Origin of the sequence: Streptococcus sp. cx1 (genome assembly GCF_052384325.1) — a bacterium.
GTDB lineage: Bacteria > Bacillota > Bacilli > Lactobacillales > Streptococcaceae > Streptococcus > Streptococcus salivarius_G.
Map to the genome: position 1 here is coordinate 459,866 of NZ_JBQSUN010000001.1, position 20,526 is coordinate 480,391.

15 protein-coding genes and 2 pseudogenes are annotated in these 20,526 nt (G+C 40.1%); 13 read left to right on the forward strand and 4 right to left on the reverse strand.

What is annotated here, in order from left to right; genetic code table 11:
• Positions 1 to 18: 18 nt before the first annotated feature.
• The 7 genes from hisB (at position 19) to ACT170_RS02265 (ending at position 4,551) form a co-directional block, all read left to right on the forward strand.
• A complete protein-coding gene (gene hisB, locus ACT170_RS02235) occupies positions 19 to 603 on the forward strand; it encodes an imidazoleglycerol-phosphate dehydratase HisB (protein WP_008534357.1) in 585 nt (194 codons plus the stop codon).
• Positions 600 to 1,208: an imidazole glycerol phosphate synthase subunit HisH gene (gene hisH / locus ACT170_RS02240; RefSeq protein WP_021144331.1), complete on the forward strand. Its 609-nt coding sequence runs from the start codon at positions 600 to 602 to the stop codon at positions 1,206 to 1,208. The genes hisB and hisH overlap by 4 nt, the downstream gene beginning before the upstream one ends.
• Positions 1,209 to 1,255: 47 nt before the next feature.
• Positions 1,256 to 1,975, forward strand: a complete 720-nt coding sequence (gene hisA, locus ACT170_RS02245) for a 1-(5-phosphoribosyl)-5-[(5-phosphoribosylamino)methylideneamino]imidazole-4-carboxamide isomerase (RefSeq protein ID WP_444817980.1) — start codon at positions 1,256 to 1,258, stop codon at positions 1,973 to 1,975.
• Between the two features lies 1 nt (position 1,976).
• On the forward strand, positions 1,977 to 2,735 hold the full coding sequence (gene hisF, locus ACT170_RS02250; protein WP_444817981.1) for an imidazole glycerol phosphate synthase subunit HisF: 759 nt from the start codon (positions 1,977 to 1,979) through the stop codon (positions 2,733 to 2,735).
• Entirely contained in the window at positions 2,732 to 3,070 is a 339-nt protein-coding gene (gene hisI / locus ACT170_RS02255) for a phosphoribosyl-AMP cyclohydrolase (protein ID WP_444817982.1), read from the forward strand. Before hisF ends, hisI begins: the two co-directional genes overlap by 4 nt.
• Positions 3,071 to 3,078: 8 nt before the next feature.
• Positions 3,079 to 3,393: a phosphoribosyl-ATP diphosphatase gene (gene hisE, locus ACT170_RS02260; protein ID WP_002884043.1), complete on the forward strand. Its 315-nt coding sequence runs from the start codon at positions 3,079 to 3,081 to the stop codon at positions 3,391 to 3,393.
• Between the two features lie 168 nt (positions 3,394 to 3,561).
• Positions 3,562 to 4,551 (forward strand): hypothetical protein, encoded by a 990-nt coding sequence (locus ACT170_RS02265; protein WP_201041565.1) that lies wholly within the window; start codon positions 3,562 to 3,564, stop codon positions 4,549 to 4,551.
• A 102-nt stretch (positions 4,552 to 4,653) separates the two neighbouring features.
• Here the strand turns inward: ACT170_RS02265 and ACT170_RS02270 are convergent, their stop codons facing one another.
• Positions 4,654 to 5,337 carry a DUF4956 domain-containing protein gene (locus ACT170_RS02270; RefSeq protein ID WP_201041564.1) on the reverse strand — a complete coding sequence of 228 codons (684 nt, stop codon included), beginning with the start codon at positions 5,335 to 5,337 and terminating at the stop codon, positions 4,654 to 4,656.
• Entirely contained in the window at positions 5,330 to 6,109 is a 780-nt protein-coding gene (locus tag ACT170_RS02275) for a polyphosphate polymerase domain-containing protein (RefSeq protein ID WP_201041563.1), read from the reverse strand. Before ACT170_RS02275 ends, ACT170_RS02270 begins: the two co-directional genes overlap by 8 nt.
• Before the next feature lie 382 nt (positions 6,110 to 6,491).
• Here ACT170_RS02275 and ACT170_RS02280 point away from each other — a divergent pair, with 382 nt between their 5' ends.
• The 4 genes from ACT170_RS02280 to ACT170_RS02295 all read left to right on the forward strand — a co-directional run bounded on the left by ACT170_RS02280 (position 6,492) and on the right by ACT170_RS02295 (position 18,562).
• Positions 6,492 to 7,769, forward strand: a complete 1,278-nt coding sequence (locus ACT170_RS02280; RefSeq protein WP_444817983.1) for a carbohydrate-binding domain-containing protein — start codon at positions 6,492 to 6,494, stop codon at positions 7,767 to 7,769.
• A 33-nt stretch (positions 7,770 to 7,802) separates the two neighbouring features.
• A complete protein-coding gene (locus tag ACT170_RS02285) occupies positions 7,803 to 8,825 on the forward strand; it encodes a glycosyltransferase (protein WP_444817984.1) in 1,023 nt (340 codons plus the stop codon).
• 273 nt (positions 8,826 to 9,098) lie between these two features.
• Positions 9,099 to 13,580, forward strand: coding sequence for a glycoside hydrolase family 70 protein (locus ACT170_RS02290; RefSeq protein ID WP_444817985.1), 4,482 nt, complete (start codon positions 9,099 to 9,101; stop codon positions 13,578 to 13,580).
• 425 nt (positions 13,581 to 14,005) lie between these two features.
• A complete protein-coding gene (locus tag ACT170_RS02295) occupies positions 14,006 to 18,562 on the forward strand; it encodes a glycoside hydrolase family 70 protein (RefSeq protein WP_444817986.1) in 4,557 nt (1,518 codons plus the stop codon).
• A gap of 80 nt (positions 18,563 to 18,642) precedes the next feature.
• Here the strand turns inward: ACT170_RS02295 and ACT170_RS02300 are convergent.
• A pseudogene (locus ACT170_RS02300) lies at positions 18,643 to 18,863 on the reverse strand (transposase); the annotation flags it as partial.
• Positions 18,864 to 18,954: 91 nt separating this feature from the next.
• Here ACT170_RS02300 and ACT170_RS02305 point away from each other — a divergent pair.
• Together ACT170_RS02305 and ACT170_RS02310 are read left to right on the forward strand one after the other, a co-directional pair.
• A pseudogene (locus tag ACT170_RS02305) lies at positions 18,955 to 19,164 on the forward strand (DUF1129 family protein); the annotation flags it as partial.
• Positions 19,165 to 19,405: 241 nt separating this feature from the next.
• The gene (locus ACT170_RS02310) at positions 19,406 to 19,669 is read left to right on the forward strand and encodes a SemiSWEET family transporter (protein ID WP_021144317.1); all 264 of its coding nucleotides are present in this window, start codon (positions 19,406 to 19,408) and stop codon (positions 19,667 to 19,669) included.
• 233 nt (positions 19,670 to 19,902) lie between these two features.
• Here ACT170_RS02310 and ACT170_RS02315 read toward each other — a convergent pair whose 3' ends face one another.
• A complete protein-coding gene (locus ACT170_RS02315; RefSeq protein WP_051148714.1) occupies positions 19,903 to 20,442 on the reverse strand; it encodes a DNA-3-methyladenine glycosylase I in 540 nt (179 codons plus the stop codon).
• Positions 20,443 to 20,526 lie beyond the last annotated feature (84 nt).

The window sequence follows — 20,526 nt, forward strand, 5'->3', positions numbered from 1 at the left end:
AGAGTAGAGGAAGAAGTTATGAGACAAGCAGAAATTGAACGTAATACCTTTGAAACCAAAATTAAGTTAAGCCTCAATTTGGATGCTCAAGAACCAGTAGATATTCAAACAGGTGTCGGATTTTTTGACCACATGTTGACCTTGTTTGCCCGCCACGGTCGTATGTCTTTGGTGGTGAAGGCTGATGGCGATCTTTGGGTTGATAGTCACCACACTGTTGAAGATGTCGGTATTGTCCTTGGTCAAGCTCTTAAAGAGGCCTTGGGCGATAAAGCAGGTATCAACCGTTATGGAACGGCTTTTGTACCTATGGATGAAACCCTTGGAATGGCAAGTTTAGACTTGTCTGGACGTAGCTACTTGGTCTTTGATGCTAGTTTTGATAATCCAAAATTGGGTAATTTTGACACAGAATTGGTAGAAGAATTTTTTCAAGCCTTGGCTTTCAATGTTCAGATGAATCTCCACCTCAAGATTCTCCACGGAAAAAACAATCACCACAAGTCAGAAAGTCTCTTCAAGGCAACAGGACGTGCCTTGCGTGAGGCTATCACAGTTAATCCTGATATTCATGGTGTAAACTCAACAAAGGGGATGCTATGATTATCGTCATTGATTACGATGCGGGGAATACCGCCAATGTTTTGCGTGCCCTTGAAAAGATTGGTGTGACTGCAGAATTGTCTGCTGATAAAGAAAAAATCCTAGCTGCAGATGGTTTGATTTTACCTGGTGTGGGTGCTTATCCAACAGCCATGGCAGAGCTTGAGCGAAGAGGCTTGGTAGCTGTTATCAAAGAGGCCGTAGCAAAGGGAGTTCCACTTTTAGGAATCTGCTTAGGCATGCAAATTTTAACGGAAAAAGGACTGGAACATGAGGAAACAAATGGTCTCGGCTTTATTCCAGGTGTTTGCCGTGCTATTCCAGCCAGCAAGGAGCAACCTGTCCCACATATGGGGTGGAATGATTTGGCTGTTAAGCAAGCCAGCCCTTTGACAGATGGTTTAGACGGCCAAGCTGTCTACTTCGTTCACAGTTATTTCACGGATGTTCCTAGCCAATATATTGATGTTACCGCAGATTATAGTATCGAGGTGCCAGCCATGATTCATAAAGACAATGTTTATGGAGCTCAATTTCATCCCGAAAAATCAGGTGATATTGGTTTAGGTATTATTGAACAATTTGTAGGTTTATGCAAAGCCTAAAAGCTCTTGAGAGCAAAGTTTTTCACTTAGAAAGGATGGTAGGGGAGATGCAAATTCTACCAGCAATTGATATTAAGGATGGACAGGCTGTTCGCCTCTTTAAAGGAGACTTCAACCAACAAACCGTTGTTAATCCAGATGTTATTGAGCAGGCAAAGACCTTTAAGAATGCGGGCATTCAATTTATTCACGTTGTCGACTTGGATGGTGCCCTTGATGGTCGTGCCACTAACCGTGACTTGATTGCAGAGGTCAAGAAGGTTTCTGGACTTGGCATCGAAGTTGGTGGTGGTATCCGTACCTTGGAGCAGATTCGTGATTATTTGGCAGTTGGCATCGACCGTATCATTATCGGTTCAATGGCCGTTAAAAATCCTGACTTCGTTAGAGCAGCTTTAGAGGAATTTGGTGCTGATAAAATTGTCGTAGGTATTGATGCCAAGGCAGGGTTTGTCGCTACTGAAGGCTGGTTGGAAACCAGCAATGTGGACTATATTACCTTGGCCAAGGAAATGGAAAAGATGGGCGTAACCCTCTTTGTCTATACTGATGTTGATCGAGATGGCACACTGACAGGACCCAATCTTGATCACTACAAACGTTTGGTATCTGAACTCACAACCGCCAAAGTCATCGCTTCCGGTGGGTTTGCAGAAGTAGCCGACTTAGATCACCTAGAAGAGATTGGTGTGTCAGGAACCATTGTCGGTAAAGCCTACTATAACGGCAATATCACATTAGACCAACTCAAGTCTTTCGGAGGTTAAGATGCTTAAAAAACGTATTATTCCTTGTTTGGATGTCAAGGATGGTCGTGTTGTCAAGGGAGTTAATTTTGTGAATTTGACAGACGTTGGAGACCCTGTTGATTCTGCGCGTGCCTATTATGAAGCTGGTTGTGACGAACTTGTTTTCTTGGATATCACAGCGACTTCAGACAATCGTGAAACAACGGTTGACATGGTACGTCGTGTCGCAGACCAAGTTTTTATCCCTTTCACGGTTGGTGGTGGTATTCGTTCAGTCGAAGACATGAACAAGATGCTCAAAGCTGGTGCTGACAAGGTTGCTGTTAATTCCTCAGCCCTTGCCAACCCTCAACTAATCGCTGAATGTGCTCAAAAATTTGGCAACCAGTGTGTAGTCGCTGCGATTGATGCCAAAAAGATGGCTGATGGGAGCTGGCATGTTTTTGTGGCGGGAGGCCGTAAGGATACAGGTAGGGACCTCATCCAATGGGCTCGAGAAGTCGTCACCTTGGGGGCTGGAGAAATTCTCTTAACCAGCATGGACAAGGATGGCACTAAATCTGGTTTTGATTTGGAGATGCTCAATCGTGTGGCAGAAGTCGTTGATGTTCCAATCATCGCCTCTGGTGGCGCGGGAAATATCGAGGATATTGTAGAAGTCTTTGAAAAGACAACTGCGACTGGTGCTCTGGCAGCCTCTATTTTCCACTTTGGTGAGGTGAATATAGGCGAAACCAAACAAGTCTTGGCAAATGCAGGAATTGAGGTGAGACGATGACAGAGGTTAAACTTGATTTTGACAAACAAGGAGGACTGATACCAGTCATTGTGACAGACTACAAGACGGGGCAGGTGCTCATGTTGGCCTATATGAATGAGGAGTCCTATCAGTTGACCCTAGAGACCAAACAAATGCATTACTGGAGCCGTTCTAGAAATGAGCTTTGGCATAAGGGAGCCACATCTGGTCATTTCCAACATGTCAAGAGCATCAAAACAGATTGCGATCAGGACACCCTGCTTATCGCCGTGGAACAAGAAGGAGCAGCCTGTCATACGGGAGCCTACAGCTGTTTCTTTACGGATATATATGATGACAGACAAGACAGATAGGAGTAGCTATGTTAGAAACACTTTATAAGGAAGCCTTAGATCGTAAAAAGAATCCCAAAGAAGGGTCTTATACCAATTACCTGTTTGACAAGGGACTAGACAAGATTCTTAAAAAGGTTGGCGAAGAAGCGACAGAAGTTGTGATTGGGGCCAAAAATGCTGATAAAGAAGAAATTGCCAACGAGACAGCAGACGTCCTCTATCACCTAGCAGTCATGCTCGTTGAAACAGGGGTTAGCCCCGAGGACGTTGAAGCCGTACTTAAAGCCCGTCAAGGAAAACAAAGCAATGTCCATGACCGAAAGGAAGTAACAGATTATTGAGGATTATCTCAACCGATTGAGACTAAAACGAAAAGCCTGAAGTGATTTAGGCTTTTTTGCTAGAGGAAATTTAATGATTTTGTCCCTCTCATATTCAAAAGAAGGAGTCACAGTCGTGTTATAATGGGTATTATATCTGTATGTAGGAAAAAAGAGGTAAAGGTAGTTATGGGGAAGTTTATTCTTAGGCGAAAAGGTAAGGGAAAGTTGATAGCGATTAGTACGATTTTATTAACTGTGGCTTGCTTCCTGACTTATTATATTAGCTCTCATCAATCAAAAGCTAATCACTCAAAGGAGCATTCTTCAAAGGTTGCGTATGATATAACTGAAGATTCGTTAAAAGATAGTAAACCTGTAGTTTTTGGAGATAAAAATCAATTTGTCCTGGCCCCTTCAAAGGCACATGTTACTCAAAATTATATCGTTGATCTCAGATTTGTATCCTATAAGGGAAAAGATGTTACGGTTCAAAAGACTGATGGCTCTGAATATATCTTAGTCACCCTTGACCTCAATGATAACTTTAAGCGTAAGGAATATGACCTTTATAAGGCAACAGAGGCTTATAAAAAAGATGCTAAAATCTGGAAAGTCTTTGATTATTTAACCTATGAAGGGAAGGACCTAGCCATTATTGCCTTGGTTAAGGATGATGTTCATTACACAATTGATGAGTATGTTGGAGTTGATTTATCAAATGGGAAAGTTGAAGCTTTACCAGAAGAATTGAAAACTTTCTATAATCAATCTGATAGCAAGCTTAGTGCATATAATGATGGGTATTATTCTAATGTTATTAGATCTGCTTCTTTAAACAATATCGCAGAATCTTATAATTTGTTTGTTTCAGATAGTATAACTCATCTTGAGTCTGATGGGGAAAAAGGAAATGATGATAATGCAAAAGCATTAAATCTTTTTACGGATTATCCTGATTTTTGGAATAAAATATATGGAGATGTGCCTTACAGTATCTATCCTCGTCCGGAGTCTGTCAGTGCGAAGGAGTGGCTTAATGCAACACTTCATTGGTTAGCTCCAGCAGGTGGTGAAGATTTGACGGTTTATGCGGTTAAAGATGGGAAAAAGACAGATTATCCCATTAAAAGTTACTCTGAATTAGAGGCATGGAAAGAATCACAACCTACTGAGTAATATTAGAGTCGTCCAAGAGAGTGGATGGCTTTTTTTGTTTGCTTGATTTTGATAAAAAAGAAAACAAGCTCATATCAGAGCTTGTTTCTAGGAGATTTTGTCTTACAAATTCTTTTTCTTTTTAGCTTTTTTGGTTAGGGCAAGGTCACAATTTTCAATACTTGAGATAAGGTGGTTAGTCAATTGGAAGTCATCTACTTGGGGATTCAAGTCCACTTCGTAGACCAGCTGCATGGTCTCGCCCCCACCCGTGGTGTTAAGGGAAATCAAGTCACATTCGCTGGTGAAATTGAGCAAGGTTTTAGTGATTTTTTGATCAATCGAGCCTTGGTAGGAGACGTTAATGGTCAGGAGTCTACGACGTTGGTTGTCGGTACGACTTTGACGATTTTCCAAAAGGAGCCAAACAGCTAATAGAAAGGTGGTGAAGAGGACGGCCAGTAGCAAATAGCCTGTGCCAGATGCCAGACCGATAATCATGGCCATAAAGACGGCGATTAGCTCTCTGGAACCGCTGGTAGCAGAACGAAAACGAATGAGACTAAAGGTCCCCGCCACGGCGATAGAGGTCCCCAAACTACCATTGACAAGGAAGATAACTAGGGTCATCAAGCATGGCAGTAGGGTCAAACTAATGACAAATTCTCTGGTGTAGAGGGTCCGGTATTTATAAGTCCAGGTCAAGGCTAAGCCTAAAACAAGGCTGACCAGTAAGGCCAGCATGAGTTGAAGGGGACTTGCAGTTGCGGTTGCATCATTAAAGATAGAATTGAAGAGATTAGACATAGGCAGCACCTCCTTTTTCTTGAACAGGATGTGGCCCGTAGTCTAGACCTTGAGACTTATGATAGGCACAGCTATATTTTGAGAATTTCTGCTCTTCCAAACCATGTTTGTCTAAGATAGCTTGAAGCCATTCTGGCTTTTTGCCAGGTGCCTTGATTTCCATGATAATCGTATCTTCATCAAGAAGGGGAAACCCATGATTTCCCTTGAAGAGACTGACGTCTTCATCACGGTAAGTTAGATTTTGGTCAAGGGTAACACGAACTTTATTGTAGGCATAGCCTTGGATAGTCTCTTTTTCTTTCATTGAAAAACGGTCGTAGTAGATATACATACGAGGTTTGAGACCTTCATCATAACGCTGACGTAAGTGGTGAATATCCTGTAACAGCTGACGATCGGTGATTTGGCTATGATTCTTACCGTCTGTCATCAAGTTAGTGATGGCAAGGGGTGTTGAAACGAGACGAAACTTATGACCGATTCCCTCCTCATCTTTAGCTTTGACCTCTAAAAAGACCTTACTATCAATTTTGGGATTGGCTAGGTAGGTACGCATGCGGATTTTCTCTTGACGGTGATTACCATCTAAGGCATCTTGGATGACGTCAAAATTATCCGTATCAAAGTAAATATTTGAAATGGTAGATGTCGGATAATCATCCTCTACCAAATACTCCTTAAGATCAGTGAGCAGGTCTTCAAGATTTTCCTTTGAGACCACATATTTTGTTTCAATCCGTTTAAAACGTGTTTCCAATTGTTTAACCATGAAAAAACTCCTTTTATAGATAAGATACAAAGCCGTAAAACAACTCTCAGGAAAATAGGGGGGACCAGTCGCAGGAGTTTATCTCCAAGCAGGGCTTATCTTTTCCCCCGGGTTGTAGGCGAGTTCAATTAGATAAGGTACAAAGCCTTCACTTTAAGATTTGGCTTTTATTTTTGTAGTAGAAAATTAAGTTGAGGGCAAATATACTATTTTATATAGCACTTACTTGCTCGCCTATTAGTCTATGGGACTTTTCTGAAAGAAGGCCTAAGCCAAACTTTCACCAAACTTAACTTAAGAAAAGTTTTAGTTAACCTTCAGAAATGTTTTAGGGAAGTTCCGTAAACTGTAATCATCAAAACGAATCCGAGAGGAAAAATAAATGAAATCAAAAAAACTAAAAAAATGGACGACTTTAGTAACCTGTGCGACAGCCCTAACAGTCATGACAGCTTGTAGCCAATCAAACAGTCAAGCAACGGGGACGACGTCAAGCACGACATCAAAAACAAGTGCTGTAACCGCAACAACTAGTAAGAAAACGACTAATAACAACAGCAACTATTTTACTTCAAAAGATTCAGACACAACTTATGATGAAAGTTCTGCCTCTAAGATTAAGTTATCAGGTTCATCTGTGGATGTTTCAGGTGATGGCGTAACGGTATCAGATTCAACCGTAACCATCTCCAAAGCTGGGACTTACGTCATTTCTGGAAAATCTGATGGTGTGCAAATCAAGGTGGATGCTGGGGATTCAGATGATGTCCATATTGTTCTAGATGGTGCTACCATGACAAATACAAAGGCACCAATCAACGCTACAAAAGCCGGGCATGTCTACTTAACGCTTAAAGATGGAACCACTAGCACCCTCTCTGATTCAAGTTCTAATAGTGATGAAGATGCGGATGCCGTGATTTTCTCTAAGGGAGATTTGACCATTAATGGGTCAGGTACTTTAAACATTGATGCCAAGAAAAACAATGGTATTAAAGCAAACGACAGTCTTCATATAACAAGCGGTACCTACAAGATTACTTCAGTCGGTGATGCCTTCAATGTCAATGATGAACTTAATATCACAGGAACAACCATGACCATTGAGGCCGAAGAAGATGCCGTTAAGGTCGACAACGATGAAGACACCTCAGTAGGTACCATGTATCTTTCTGACAATACCATGACTATCAAGGCTGGTGACGATGGTATTCATGCCTCTGGTGACCTGATTATTGATAGCGGTACTTACAAAGTCGAAAAATCAACCGAAGGTATTGAAGGTAAATCTGTGACTATTAATGGCGGAAATATCGATGTCTATGCGACAGATGACGGTATCAATGCTGCTAATAGTAATGCCAGTCAAAGTGAGATTTTCTTCAAGATGACAGGTGGAACTCTTAATGTCGAGGTTGGTCAAGGTGACACAGACCCAATTGATTCAAATGGTGATATTACCGTTACGGGTGGAACGATTAACTTAACCGGTCAATCTGGCTTTGACTTTGACGGTTCAGCGACCTATACCGGTGGTGACATTACTATCAATGGTGAAAAACAAACTAAGATTGAAAACTCAATGCCTGGTGGGGGTGGCCCTCAAGGTGGTGGTCCCCAAGGTGGTGGGCAACCAGGTGGCTTTAGCGGAGGTCACTAAAGAATCATAGGATGAAACAGAAAGGAAGTGCCTATGTATATTATTATTCCAGCTTATGAACCAGACACTCGCCTGATTCAGGTGGTTCAAGATATTACTTTAAAACTCCCTAAATCACGCATTATTGTTGTCAATGATGGGAGTGGACCACGCTATAACGACTATTACGACGAAACAGCCCTTTTTGGAGCTACGGTCCTTAAACACCCGATTAATAAAGGAAAAGGAGCCGCTCTAAAGACTGCTTTCGCTTATATCCAAGAAGAAGTGGTCAGCCAACATCTGTCTGCTCAACCTATAGTAACAGTTGACAGCGATGGTCAGCATCTGATTAAGGATATTGTCCGTGTAGCCAAGGCGACCGAGGAAAATCCAAGTCATCTTATCTTGGGTGCGCGTGCCTTTGTTGGTAAAGTGCCAGCACGAAGTCGCTTTGGAAATAAAGTGACTGCGGGGCTTTTCCGTCTAGTAACAGGTCAGAAGGTAACGGATACCCAGACGGGGCTTAGAGGCATGTCAACGGACCTGATTCCATGGTTGCTTAATCTAGATGGCAATCGTTTTGAGTACGAGTTTAACATGTTGCTTGAAGCCAAAAAGTCAGGTCACCAAATCTCTGAAGTCCCAATCGAGACCGTTTATCTGGAGGAGAATAAAAGCTCGCACTTTCGGCCCATTCGTGATTCCATCCGTATTTACAGCCCTTTTTTAAAGTTCTCTGGCACGGCTGTCTTGGCCTCAGTCATTGATGCAACCGCCTTATTTGTGCTCTTTGCCTTAACGAAAAATCTCCTCCTTTCGGTCGTGCTAGCTCGTGTGATTTCGGCTTCCAGCCAGTGTTTTCTGAACGCTAATGTGGTCTTTAATCCGACAAGCTCCCTCTTTAGGTCAAGTGTTCGCTACTTTATGTTAGTCCTGGTCCTCTTGGCTTGTAACTATTTCTTACTTAGTAGTCTAGTTGCTATTGGTTTAGGACTAGTTGTGGCAAAATTGGTCACAGAAACCTTGCTCTTTTTAGTCAGCTATAGGGTCCAACATAACGTCGTTTTTGCTTAATAGCTGACTTGAAAATCGCTAAGTGATTGAATAGAGATAGCTTATTCACCTCTCGATTACTTCTAAAAATTTTCCTAAAAAATAGAAAAAACTACCGTTTTCGACATTCGGTAGTTTTTAATATTTATCGAAATGTTGTTCAATTTACATTATGATTAAAAAGTTAAAAGGGCTGATAAAGTTTCCAAATGCTTAAAAAAAATATGCTATAATGAAATTGTTTGAATTATGTAGATTTTTATTCAAACGAGGAAAATGAAATGAGGACCGAAAATGGGAAAAAAGGTACATTATAAGCTTCACAAAGTTAAGAAGCAGTGGGTGACGATTGCCGTCACTTCGGCAGCACTTGCCTCTATCGTAGGTGGTGCTACAGTAGCTAATCAAAAGGTTTCAGCCGATGAAACAACGAAACCAGTTGCCTCTACGACAGCTGAAAGCGATGTTGTGGTAGAAACGCATGAAGTAGCCGCTCCTGCAGCAACTGCTACGACAGATGCGACAGCAGTAACAACTGACAAGGCTGCTGATACTACAACAGTCGAAACTCCTGCGGCAGTAACCACTGCAGCAGACACCACTACTAATACGGCAGCACCAGCAGCAACTGATCGTGCAGCAGTAGTAAATGATGCAACAACAGAAGCACCAGCTACAACTGCGACTGCGACAGATACAACGCTTACAGTAGCTGAAAAACCAAAATCTGGCGTTACTGAAAAAGAAGAAACAGCAGCACTCTCTTTGGACAACATCAAACAAGTTGATGGTAAATACTATTATGTCAAAGAAGATGGTTCATACAAAACAAACTTTGCTGTTTCAGTTAATGGCCAGTTGCTTTACTTTGGTAAAGATGGTGCTTTGACAAGCACATCAACACACTCGTTCACACCAGGTACAACTAATCTAGTTGATGCTTTCTCTTCACATAATCGTGCTTACGATTCTAAGAAAGAAAGCTTCGAGTTGGTAGATGGATACTTGACACCAAACAGCTGGTACCGTCCAGTCACCATTTTGGAAAATGGTGAAAAATGGCGTGTATCAACTGAGAAAGACTTTCGTCCACTTTTGATGGCATGGTGGCCTGATGTAGATACACAAGTTGCCTACCTCAATACTTTCTCTAAACACTTTAACCTTAACGCAACTTATTCAACCAGCCAAAGTCAATCTGAATTGAATGCAGCTGCTAAGACAATTCAAATTAAGATTGAACAAGAAATTTCAGCTAAAAAATCAACTGAATGGCTTCGTCAAGCAATTGAGTCTTTTGTAAAAGAACAAGACCAGTGGAATACTACAACTGAAAACTATACCCTTGCTGACCACCTTCAAGGGGGAGCTCTTCTTTATGTCAATAATGACAAGACACCTTGGGCAAATTCTGATTACCGTTTGCTTAACCGTACACCAAGTAACCAAGATGGTTCTCTAAATGGTACAGGAAGATATTTGGGTGGTTATGAATTCCTACTTGCCAATGACGTTGATAACTCAAATCCAGTTGTGCAAGCTGAGCAGTTGAACCAAATTCACTATCTTGTGAACTGGGGATCAATTGTTATGGGTGATAAGGATGCTAACTTTGATGGTATCCGTGTTGATGCAGTTGATAATGTTGATGCAGACCTTCTCCAAGTTTATACAAACTACTTCCGAGCAGCCTTTGGTGTGGATAAATCTGAAGCCAATGCACTCGCTCACATTTCTATCCTTGAAGCTTGGGATTTAAATGATAATGCTTATAATCAAAAACATGATGGTGCAGCCCTTGCCATGGATAATAACCTTCGTTATGCAATTATGGGTGCACTTTATGGGTCTGGATCTTCTTTGAAAGATTTGATTACTAGCAGTTTGACAGACCGTACAAATAATAGTAAGTACGGAGATACACAAGCTAACTATATCTTTGCGCGTGCTCATGATAACCTTGTTCAAGATATCATTCGTGATATTGTTCAAAAAGAAATCAATCCAAAATCAGATGGTTATACCATGACTGATGCTGAATTGAAACGTGCCTTTGAAATCTATAATGAAGATATTAAGAAGGCAGAAAAACGTTATACTATTAACAATATTCCAGCTGCCTATGCTTTGATTCTTCAAAATATGGAGCAGGTAACTCGTGTTTATTATGGAGATCTTTATACGGATAACGGCCAATATATGGCTAACAAGTCTCCTTACTACGATGCTATCACAACGCTCTTGAAGAACCGTATGAAATATGTTTCAGGTGGACAATCGATGAAAGTCGACACGTTCAATGGAAAAGAAATCTTGTCATCTGTTCGTTACGGTAAAGATATTATGACTGCTGACCAAACTACGGGTGTAGCAGAAACAAGTAAACATTCTGGGATGTTGACCCTTATTGCCAATAACCAGGATTTCTCATTGGGTGATGGTACTTTGAAAGTTAACATGGGTAAACTTCATGCTAACCAAGCCTACCGTCCATTACTTCTTGGTACTGATAAGGGAATTGTCACTTACGAAAATGATGCAGCAGCAGCTGGAAAAATTAAATACACCGATGCTGAAGGAAACTTGTCTTTCAGTGGAGATGAAATCAAGGGGTATCGAACTGTTGATATGAGAGGTTATCTTGGTGTTTGGGTACCAGTAGGTGCGCCTGATAACCAAGATATCCGTGTTAAAGGTTCAGATAAGAAACTTGACAAGACATTTTCTGCTACTGAAGCACTGGACTCACAAGTTATCTATGAAGGTTTCTCAAACTTCCAAGATTTTGTTGAAAAAGATAGCCAATATACTAATAAATTGATTGCAGAAAATGCAGAACTCTTCAAGTCATGGGGAATCACATCATTCGAGATGGCTCCTCAATTTGTATCGGCTGATGACCGTACCTTCCTTGATTCTGTTATCCAAAATGGCTATGCCTTTACTGACCGTTATGACCTTGCCATGAGTAAGAATAACAAATACGGTTCTAAAGAAGATCTTCGTGATGCCCTTAAGGCGCTTCACAAGCAAGGTATTCAAGCAATTGCTGACTGGGTTCCAGATCAACTTTACCAATTGCCAGGACAAGAAGTTGTAACAGCAACACGTGCTAATAGTTATGGTACTCCAAAGGCCAATGCTTATATCAATAACACTTTATATGTTGCAAATTCTAAATCATCAGGTAAGGACTTCCAAGCTCAATATGGTGGTGAGTTCCTTGATGAGCTCCAAAAGAAATATCCACAGTTGTTTGAAGATGTGATGATATCAACTGGTAAGAAGATTGATCCATCTGTTAAAATCAAGCAATGGTCTGCTAAGTACATGAATGGTACTAATATCCTTGGTCGTGGTAATCGTTATGTTCTCAGCAACGATGCTACTGGTCGCTATTATCAAGTTACTGATAATGGCATCTTCTTGCCAAAACCTTTGACAGACCAAGGTGGTAAGACAGGTTTCTACTATGATGGTAAGGGTATGGCCTACTTTGATAATAGTGGTTTCCAAGCTAAGAATGCCTTCATTAAATATGCTGGAAATTACTATTACTTCGATAAAGAAGGTTATATGTTAACTGGTCGTCAAGACATCGATGGTAAGACTTATTTCTTCTTACCAAATGGTATCCAGCTTCGCGATTCTATTTATCAGCAAGATGGTAAATATTATTACTTTGGTAGCTTTGGTGAGCAGTACAAAGATGGTTACTTTGTATTCGATGTACCGAAAGAAGGTACTTCAGAAACAGAAGCTAAATTCCGTTATTTCTCATCAACTGGAGAAATGGCAGTTGGCTTGACTTATGCTGGTGGAGGATTACAATACTTTGATGAAAATGGCTTCCAAGCTAAAGGCACTAAGTATGTGACTCCAGATGGGAAACTCTACTTCTTCGATAAAAATTCAGGTAATGCCTATACAAATCGTTGGGCAGAAATCGATGGTATCTGGTATGAATTCAACGATCAAGGCTATGCACAAGCTAAGAAGGGTGAATTCTACACAACGGATGGCTCAACATGGTTCTACCGTGATGCAGCTGGTAAGAATGTGACAGGTGCCCTTACTTTGGACGGTCACGAATACTACTTCCGTGCAAATGGTGCCCAAGTTAAAGGTGATTTTGTTACTGAAAACGGTAAGATCAGCTACTACACTGTAGATAACGGTTATAAAGTAAAAGACAAGTTCTTCGAAGTGAACGGTAAATGGTACCATGCTGATAAGGATGGTAACCTCGCCACAGGTCGTCAAACGATTGACCACCTTAACTATTACTTCAATGCTGATGGTAGCCAAGTTAAATCTGATTTCTTCACTCTTGATGGTGGTAAGACATGGTACTATGCCAAAGATAATGGTGAAATCGTGACAGGTGCCTATAGTGTTGGTGGTAAAAACTATTACTTCAAGGAAGATGGTAGTCAAGTCAAAGGTGACTTCGTTAAGAATGCTGACGGATCACTCTCTTACTATGATAAAGATTCAGGTGAGCGTCTCAATAACCGTTTCTTGACAACTGGTAACAATGTTTGGTACTACTTCAAAGACGGTAAGGCTGTAACAGGACGCCAAAATATCGATGGTAAAGAATATTACTTTGATAAATTGGGACGCCAAGTTAAAGGTAGCCCAATCAGCACACCAAAAGGAGTAGAATACTACGAATCAGTTCTTGGCGAACGTGTGACAAACACATGGATCACTTTCCAAGACGGTAAGACTGTCTTCTTCGATGAAAATGGTTATGCTGATTTCGATAAATAATCAATCAATCTAATCTTAATCTGAGAGATTAAGGGAAAAACGATATGATTTGACATGAATTTATAGGTGAAATTTCTTGAAAACGAGAATCGTTTAAAGAAATTTCACCTTTTTTTGCTCCTTAAAGAAAAAAATCTGACAAATATCAATTTTGAGTAAGAAAGGCTACAAATGTTATTAAATCAAGTGTTCTAGACATTTTCTAAAAAATAGTTTCAGTTATCAAATGATATAAAAATGAGAATTGAAAACCTATGAAATAGGTGTGTTACAAAGTTTTTCTAATATTAATGTTATGTAACATATATTTTATAAAAAAATAATTAATTCGAGAAATAGTTAGAAAATAATGATATAATGTAATTGTTTGAAATCGGATAGATTTCAGTCTGATTTTGACAAATAAAATCACGGGGAAAATTATAATGGAAAATAAGATACACTATAAGCTTCATAAAGTTAAGAAGCAATGGGTTACAATTGCAGTTGCCTCTGCAGCACTTGCTACTGTCGTAGGAGGATTGTCTGCAACAACATCTTCAGTTTCAGCGGATGAAACTCAAGATAAGACAGTAACTCAACCAAATTCAGATACAACAGCCGACTTAGTTACTTCTACAGAAGCAACCAAAGAAGTCGATAAACGTACAAATACAAAAGAAGCAGATGTTTTAACGCCTGCTAAAGAAACAAATGCTGCCGAAACAGCAACTACAACGAACACACAAGCAACAGCTGAAGCAGCTACAACAGCAACAACTGCTGATGTAGCAGTGGCAGCTGTTCCAAATAAAGAAGCAGTTGTGACAACAGATGCACCAGCTGTTACAACTGAAAAAGCAGAAGAACAGCCAGCTACCGTCAAGGCTGAAGTCGTCAATACAGAAGTTAAAGCTCCTCAAGCTGCTTTGAAAGATTCAGAAGTGGAAGCAGCACTTTCTTTGAAAAACATCAAATACACTGATGGTAAATATTACTATGTTAATGAAGATGGTTCACACAAAGAAAACTTTGCCATTACTGTAAATGGTCAATTGCTTTACTTCGGCAAAGATGGCGCCCTTACAAGTTCATCAACACACTCTTTCACACCTGGAACAACAAATATTGTTGATGGTTTCTCAATCAATAACCGTGCCTACGATTCATCTGAAGCAAGTTTTGAATTGATTAATGGTTATTTGACTGCTGACAGCTGGTACCGTCCAGTTTCTATCATCAAAGATGGTGTGACTTGGCAAGCATCAACTGCAGAAGATTTCCGTCCACTTTTGATGGCTTGGTGGCCAAATGTAGATACGCAAGTTAATTACTTGAACTACATGTCTAAAGTCTTCAACTTGGAGGCTAAGTACACAAGCACAGATAAGCAAGCAGACTTAAATCGTGCTGCTAAGGATATCCAAGTTAAGATTGAACAAAAGATTCAGGCTGAAAAATCAACACAATGGTTGCGTGAAACTATCTCTGCCTTTGTTAAGACACAACCACAGTGGAACAAAGAAACTGAAAACTATTCAAAAGGTGGAGGAGAGGATCACCTTCAAGGTGGAGCCCTTCTTTATGTGAATGACTCACGTACACCATGGGCAAATTCTAACTATCGTCTTTTGAACCGTACGGCTACTAACCAGACTGGTACGATTAATAAGTCAGTTCTTGATGAGCAGTCTGACCCAAACCACATGGGTGGCTTCGACTTCTTGCTTGCTAATGACGTAGACTTATCTAACCCAGTTGTTCAAGCGGAACAATTGAACCAAATTCACTACCTTATGAACTGGGGTTCAATTGTTATGGGTGACAAGGATGCTAACTTCGATGGTATCCGTGTCGATGCGGTAGATAATGTCAATGCTGACATGCTTCAACTCTACACAAACTATTTCCGTGAGTACTATGGTGTAAATAAATCTGAGGCGCAAGCTCTTGCTCATATCTCAGTTCTTGAAGCGTGGAGTCTTAACGACAACCATTACAATGACAAGACTGATGGTGCTGCGCTTGCCATGGAAAATAAACAACGTTTGGCCATCCTTTTCTCATTGGCTAAACCAATTAAGGATCGTACACCAGCTGTAAGTCCTTTGTATAACAATACTTTCAATACGACTCAACGCGATTTTAAGACTGACTGGATTAACAAAGATGGAAGCACTGCCTACAACGAAGACGGTACAGCTAAACAGTCTACAATTGGTAAATACAATGAGAAATACGGAGACGCGTCAGGAAACTACGTCTTTATCCGTGCCCATGATAACAACGTTCAAGATATTATTGCTGAAATCATTAAGAAAGAAATCAATAAAAAATCAGATGGTTTCACTATCTCTGATTCTGAAATGAAGCAAGCATTTGAAATTTACAACAAAGACATGCTCAGCAGCAATAAGAAATATACCTTGAATAACATCCCTGCAGCTTATGCTGTAATGTTGCAGAACATGGAAACGATCACTCGTGTCTACTATGGAGACCTTTATACAGATGACGGTCACTATATGGAAACTAAATCACCATATCACGACACCATCGTTAACTTGATGAAGAACCGTATCAAGTATGTATCTGGTGGACAAGCGCAACGTTCTTACTGGTTGCCAACTGATGGTAAGATGGACAATTCAGATGTTGAACTTTACCGCACAAGTGAAGTCTACACTTCAGTACGTTATGGTAAAGACATCATGACAGCTGACGATACAGAAGGTTCTAAATACAGCCGTACCTCTGGTCAGGTAACTCTTGTAGTGAATAATCCAAAATTGACTTTGCATGAGTCAGCTAAACTTAATGTTGAAATGGGTAAAATCCATGCCAACCAGAAATACCGTGCTTTGATTGTTGGTACAGCTGATGGTATCAAGAACTTTACATCTGATGCAGAGGCAATCGCAGCAGGTTACGTGAAAGAAACAGACAGCAATGGTGTCTTGACTTTCGGCGCTAATGACATCAAGGGTTATGAAACATTTGATATGTCAGGTTTCGTAGCAGTTTGGGTTCCAGTCGGAGCTTCAGATGATCAAGATATCCGTGTAGCACCTTCAACAGAAGCTAAAAAAGAAGGCGAATTGACCCTTAAAGCGACTGAGGCTTATGATTCACAATTGATCTACGAAGGATTCTCAAACTTCCAAACTATCCCGGATGGTTCAGATCCTTCAGTCTATACTAACCGTAAGATTGCTGAAAATGTTGATTTGTTCAAATCATGGGGCGTAACATCATTTGAAATGGCACCACAATTTGTATCTGCCGATGACGGTACCTTCCTTGACTCAGTTATCCAAAATGGTTATGCCTTTGCAGATCGTTATGATCTTGCCATGAGTAAGAACAATAAATATGGTTCTAAAGAAGATCTTCGTGATGCTCTTAAAGCCCTTCACAAAGCGGGTATCCAAGCAATCGCTGACTGGGTTCCAGACCAAATTTACCAATTGCCAGGTAAAGAAGTCGTAACAGCGACTCGTACTGACGGTGCAGGACGTAAGATTGCAGATGCTATCATTGATCACTCACTTTATGTAGCTAACTCTAAGTCATCAGGTAGGGATTACCAAGCTCAATATGGTGGCGAATTCTTAGCTGAACTTAAAGCTAAGTACCCTAAAATGTTCACGGAAAACATGATCTCAACTGGTAAACCAATTGATGATTCTGTTAAATTGAAACAATGGAAGGCTAAATACTTCAACGGAACAAACGTTCTTGACCGCGGTGTTGGCTATGTACTTAGCGATGAAGCAACTGGTAAATATTTCACTGTCACTAAAGAAGGTAACTTCATTCCTCTTCAATTGACAGGAAATGAAAAGGCTGTTACTGGGTTCTCAAATGATGGTAAGGGAATCACTTACTTCGGTACAAGTGGTAATCAAGCTAAATCTGCCTTTGTTACTTTCAATGGAAATACCTATTACTTTGATGCACGTGGTCACATGGTTACAAATGGTGAATACTCACCAAATGGTAAAGATGTTTATCGTTTCTTGCCAAATGGTATCATGTTGAGCAATGCCTTCTATGTTGATGCTAACGGTAATACTTACCTTTATAACTATAAAGGTCAAATGTACAAGGGTGGTTACACTAAATTTGATGTAACTGAAACTGATAAAGATGGTAATGAATCTAAGGTTGTGAAATTCCGTTACTTCACTAATGAAGGTGTCATGGCTAAAGGTCTTACTGTTATCGATGGTTCCACACAATACTTTGGTGAAGATGGTTTCCAAACTAAAGATAAGTTAGCAACCTATAAAGGTAAGACTTATTACTTCGAAGCTCATACTGGTAATGCTATCAAGAACACTTGGAGGAACATCGATGGTAAATGGTACCACTTCGATGAAAATGGTGTTGCCGCTACAGGTGCTCAAGTTATCAATGGTCAAAAACTTTACTTTAAAGAAGATGGAAGTCAAGTTAAAGGTGGCGTTGTTAAGAATGCAGATGGTACTTATAGTAAGTACAAAGAAGGTTCTGGAGAATTAGTTACTAACGAATTCTTCACAACTGATGGAAATGTATGGTACTATGCAGGCGCTGACGGTAAGACTGTTACAGGTGCTCAAGTTATCAATGGACAACACCTCTACTTTAAAGAAGATGGAAGTCAAGTTAAAGGTGGCGTTGTTAAGAATGCAGATGGTACCTATAGCAAGTACGATGCTGCAACAGGTGAACGTTTGACTAATGAATTCTTCACAACAGGTGATAACAATTGGTATTACATTGGTTCTAATGGTAAGACAGTAACTGGTGAAGTTAAAATCGGTGCTGATACGTATTACTTCGCTAAAGATGGTAAACAAGTAAAAGGACAAACGGTAACTGCTGGTAATGGTCGTATTAGCTATTACTATGGTGATAGTGGTAAGAAAGCCATCAGCACATGGATAGAAATCCAACCAGGAATCTACGTTTACTTTGATAAGACTGGTATTGCTTACCCACCTAGAGTGTTAAACTAATAGAATAAAATAAAAAGGAGAACTTCGGTTCTCTTTTTTAGGCTCTTTGTCAACTGTAGTGGGTGACGAAAAGTTAACATCTAGAGAGGACCTGGTAGGTCTTCTCTTTTTGTATGTTCAGAATGATGAAAATACGCTTCCTAAAGTTGATAAAATTTCTAAAACCGAAGCCCAGACGTTTAATATCTTTGATAAGCTTATTGGTCCCCTCCAATTTTACATTTGAGTAATGTGTTTTTAGTGCATTTTTGATGTATTGTTTATGTTTAAGAAAAGTCCTAAAGACTGTTTTGAAGTAATGGATACTGTCAATAATATTGTGTAAACACTCAAGTAGAGTTATGGATTGTTAATCAAATAAGCTTTCAAGTGTGTCAGAACATTGGTCAAACCCTTTATGGAAATCAATCCTCGTCATCCTAGCTGCTATGGTTCTCTGGTTGGCTGTCTTCTTCGCAACAAGCTCCCTACCAGCAGTTCTCAATCCAATCCTTGCTCCACCGCCTTTGGTCATTCTAGGAGCAGCCTTCCTCGCCCTTCGCTTCTATCTCAAGAAACGCTTCAATATCCGAAGCGCAAGTGCAGGCCCATCACGTTATTAAGAAGAATAGAAACGTATCCTGGTTCAACATCACAAGAACCGGGATTTTTTACCCTTTACTATTCATTTAATCTTTAAACAATCATGAAAAAATATTTAAGTATATCCAAAACTTTGTAGATTTATCCTCTGCAAAATATAAATATAAACATTTTATTCTATTTTGTACAGAAAATAACAACAAATTAGCATATTCCTTGCCTATTTACAAACATTTTGATACTCTATAGTTGGAGGTGAATATGACAAAACAAAAAATTAATCGAATTGTAGGTTCCATTGGTGCCTTTATTGGAATTATAGTATTTATTGCCTACATTCCTCAAATTATCGCCAATTTAGAGGGAAATAAAGCTCAACCATTTCAACCTTTATCAGCTGCTATATCTTGCTTAATCTGGGTTATTTATGGATGGACAAAAGAACCTAAAAAGGATTGGGTACTAATCATTCCAAATTCAGCTGGTGTTATTTTGGGTGGACTCACTTTTTTGACCTCACTTTAACAAATCTAATAATATGTATAAAAGAGAGTCGGACAGAAATCGGTAATTTGTTAGAATTCGATTTCGTCGTCCCACCTCCGCACAGTTGAGTAGGGCTGTAAAAGCTGATGAAATCAGCGTAGTAGAGCCCACTCAACCACTATGTCTTGCTCGACAATCCAAAAACAAGAAGAGGCTAGGACTTTTGTCCCAGCCTCTTTTCTCTATTCTCAGATAATTAAACGCTGCACTCACTAACTTCCGCATTTCCCTTCACAATCATTCTCATGGTCATCAACCAGACCTGCCGCCTGTAGGAAAGCTAAAACTGCGACTGGACCTGTAAACTTGAAGCCTCGTTTTTTGAGATCTTGAGATAACTTTTCAGACAAAGGTGTTTTAGCAGGTGCCTGGCTGTGGTCAGGAACATCATTGATGATGGTTTTCTCATCCACAAAAGACCAGAGGTAGGCATCAAAGGGACCGTAGGTTTTCTGGACTTGTAGAAATGCTTGAGCATTGGCACGCGTAGCAAAAATCTTGGCTCGATTTCGAATGATGGTTGGATTGTCTAACAAGTCCTCCAACTCTGCATCCATCATCTCCGCAACACCTTGGACTTGGTAGTTGTAAAATGATTCTCTGAAAGCTTGGCGCTTGTTGAGAACCGTTTCCCAAGACAGACCCGACTGGTAAGTTTCCAAACAAAGTAACTCAAAAAGAGCACGGTCATCATGAAGGGGTTGGCCCCACTCTGGTAGTGTAAAATAAGTTGTGTGAACACAAAAAGGAATAAATCCGTTATGGTAGAGTTGCAACACATTACTAGAAAGAGATTTATTCCTATGACTCAGTTTAGCACAGAACTACTTAACTTC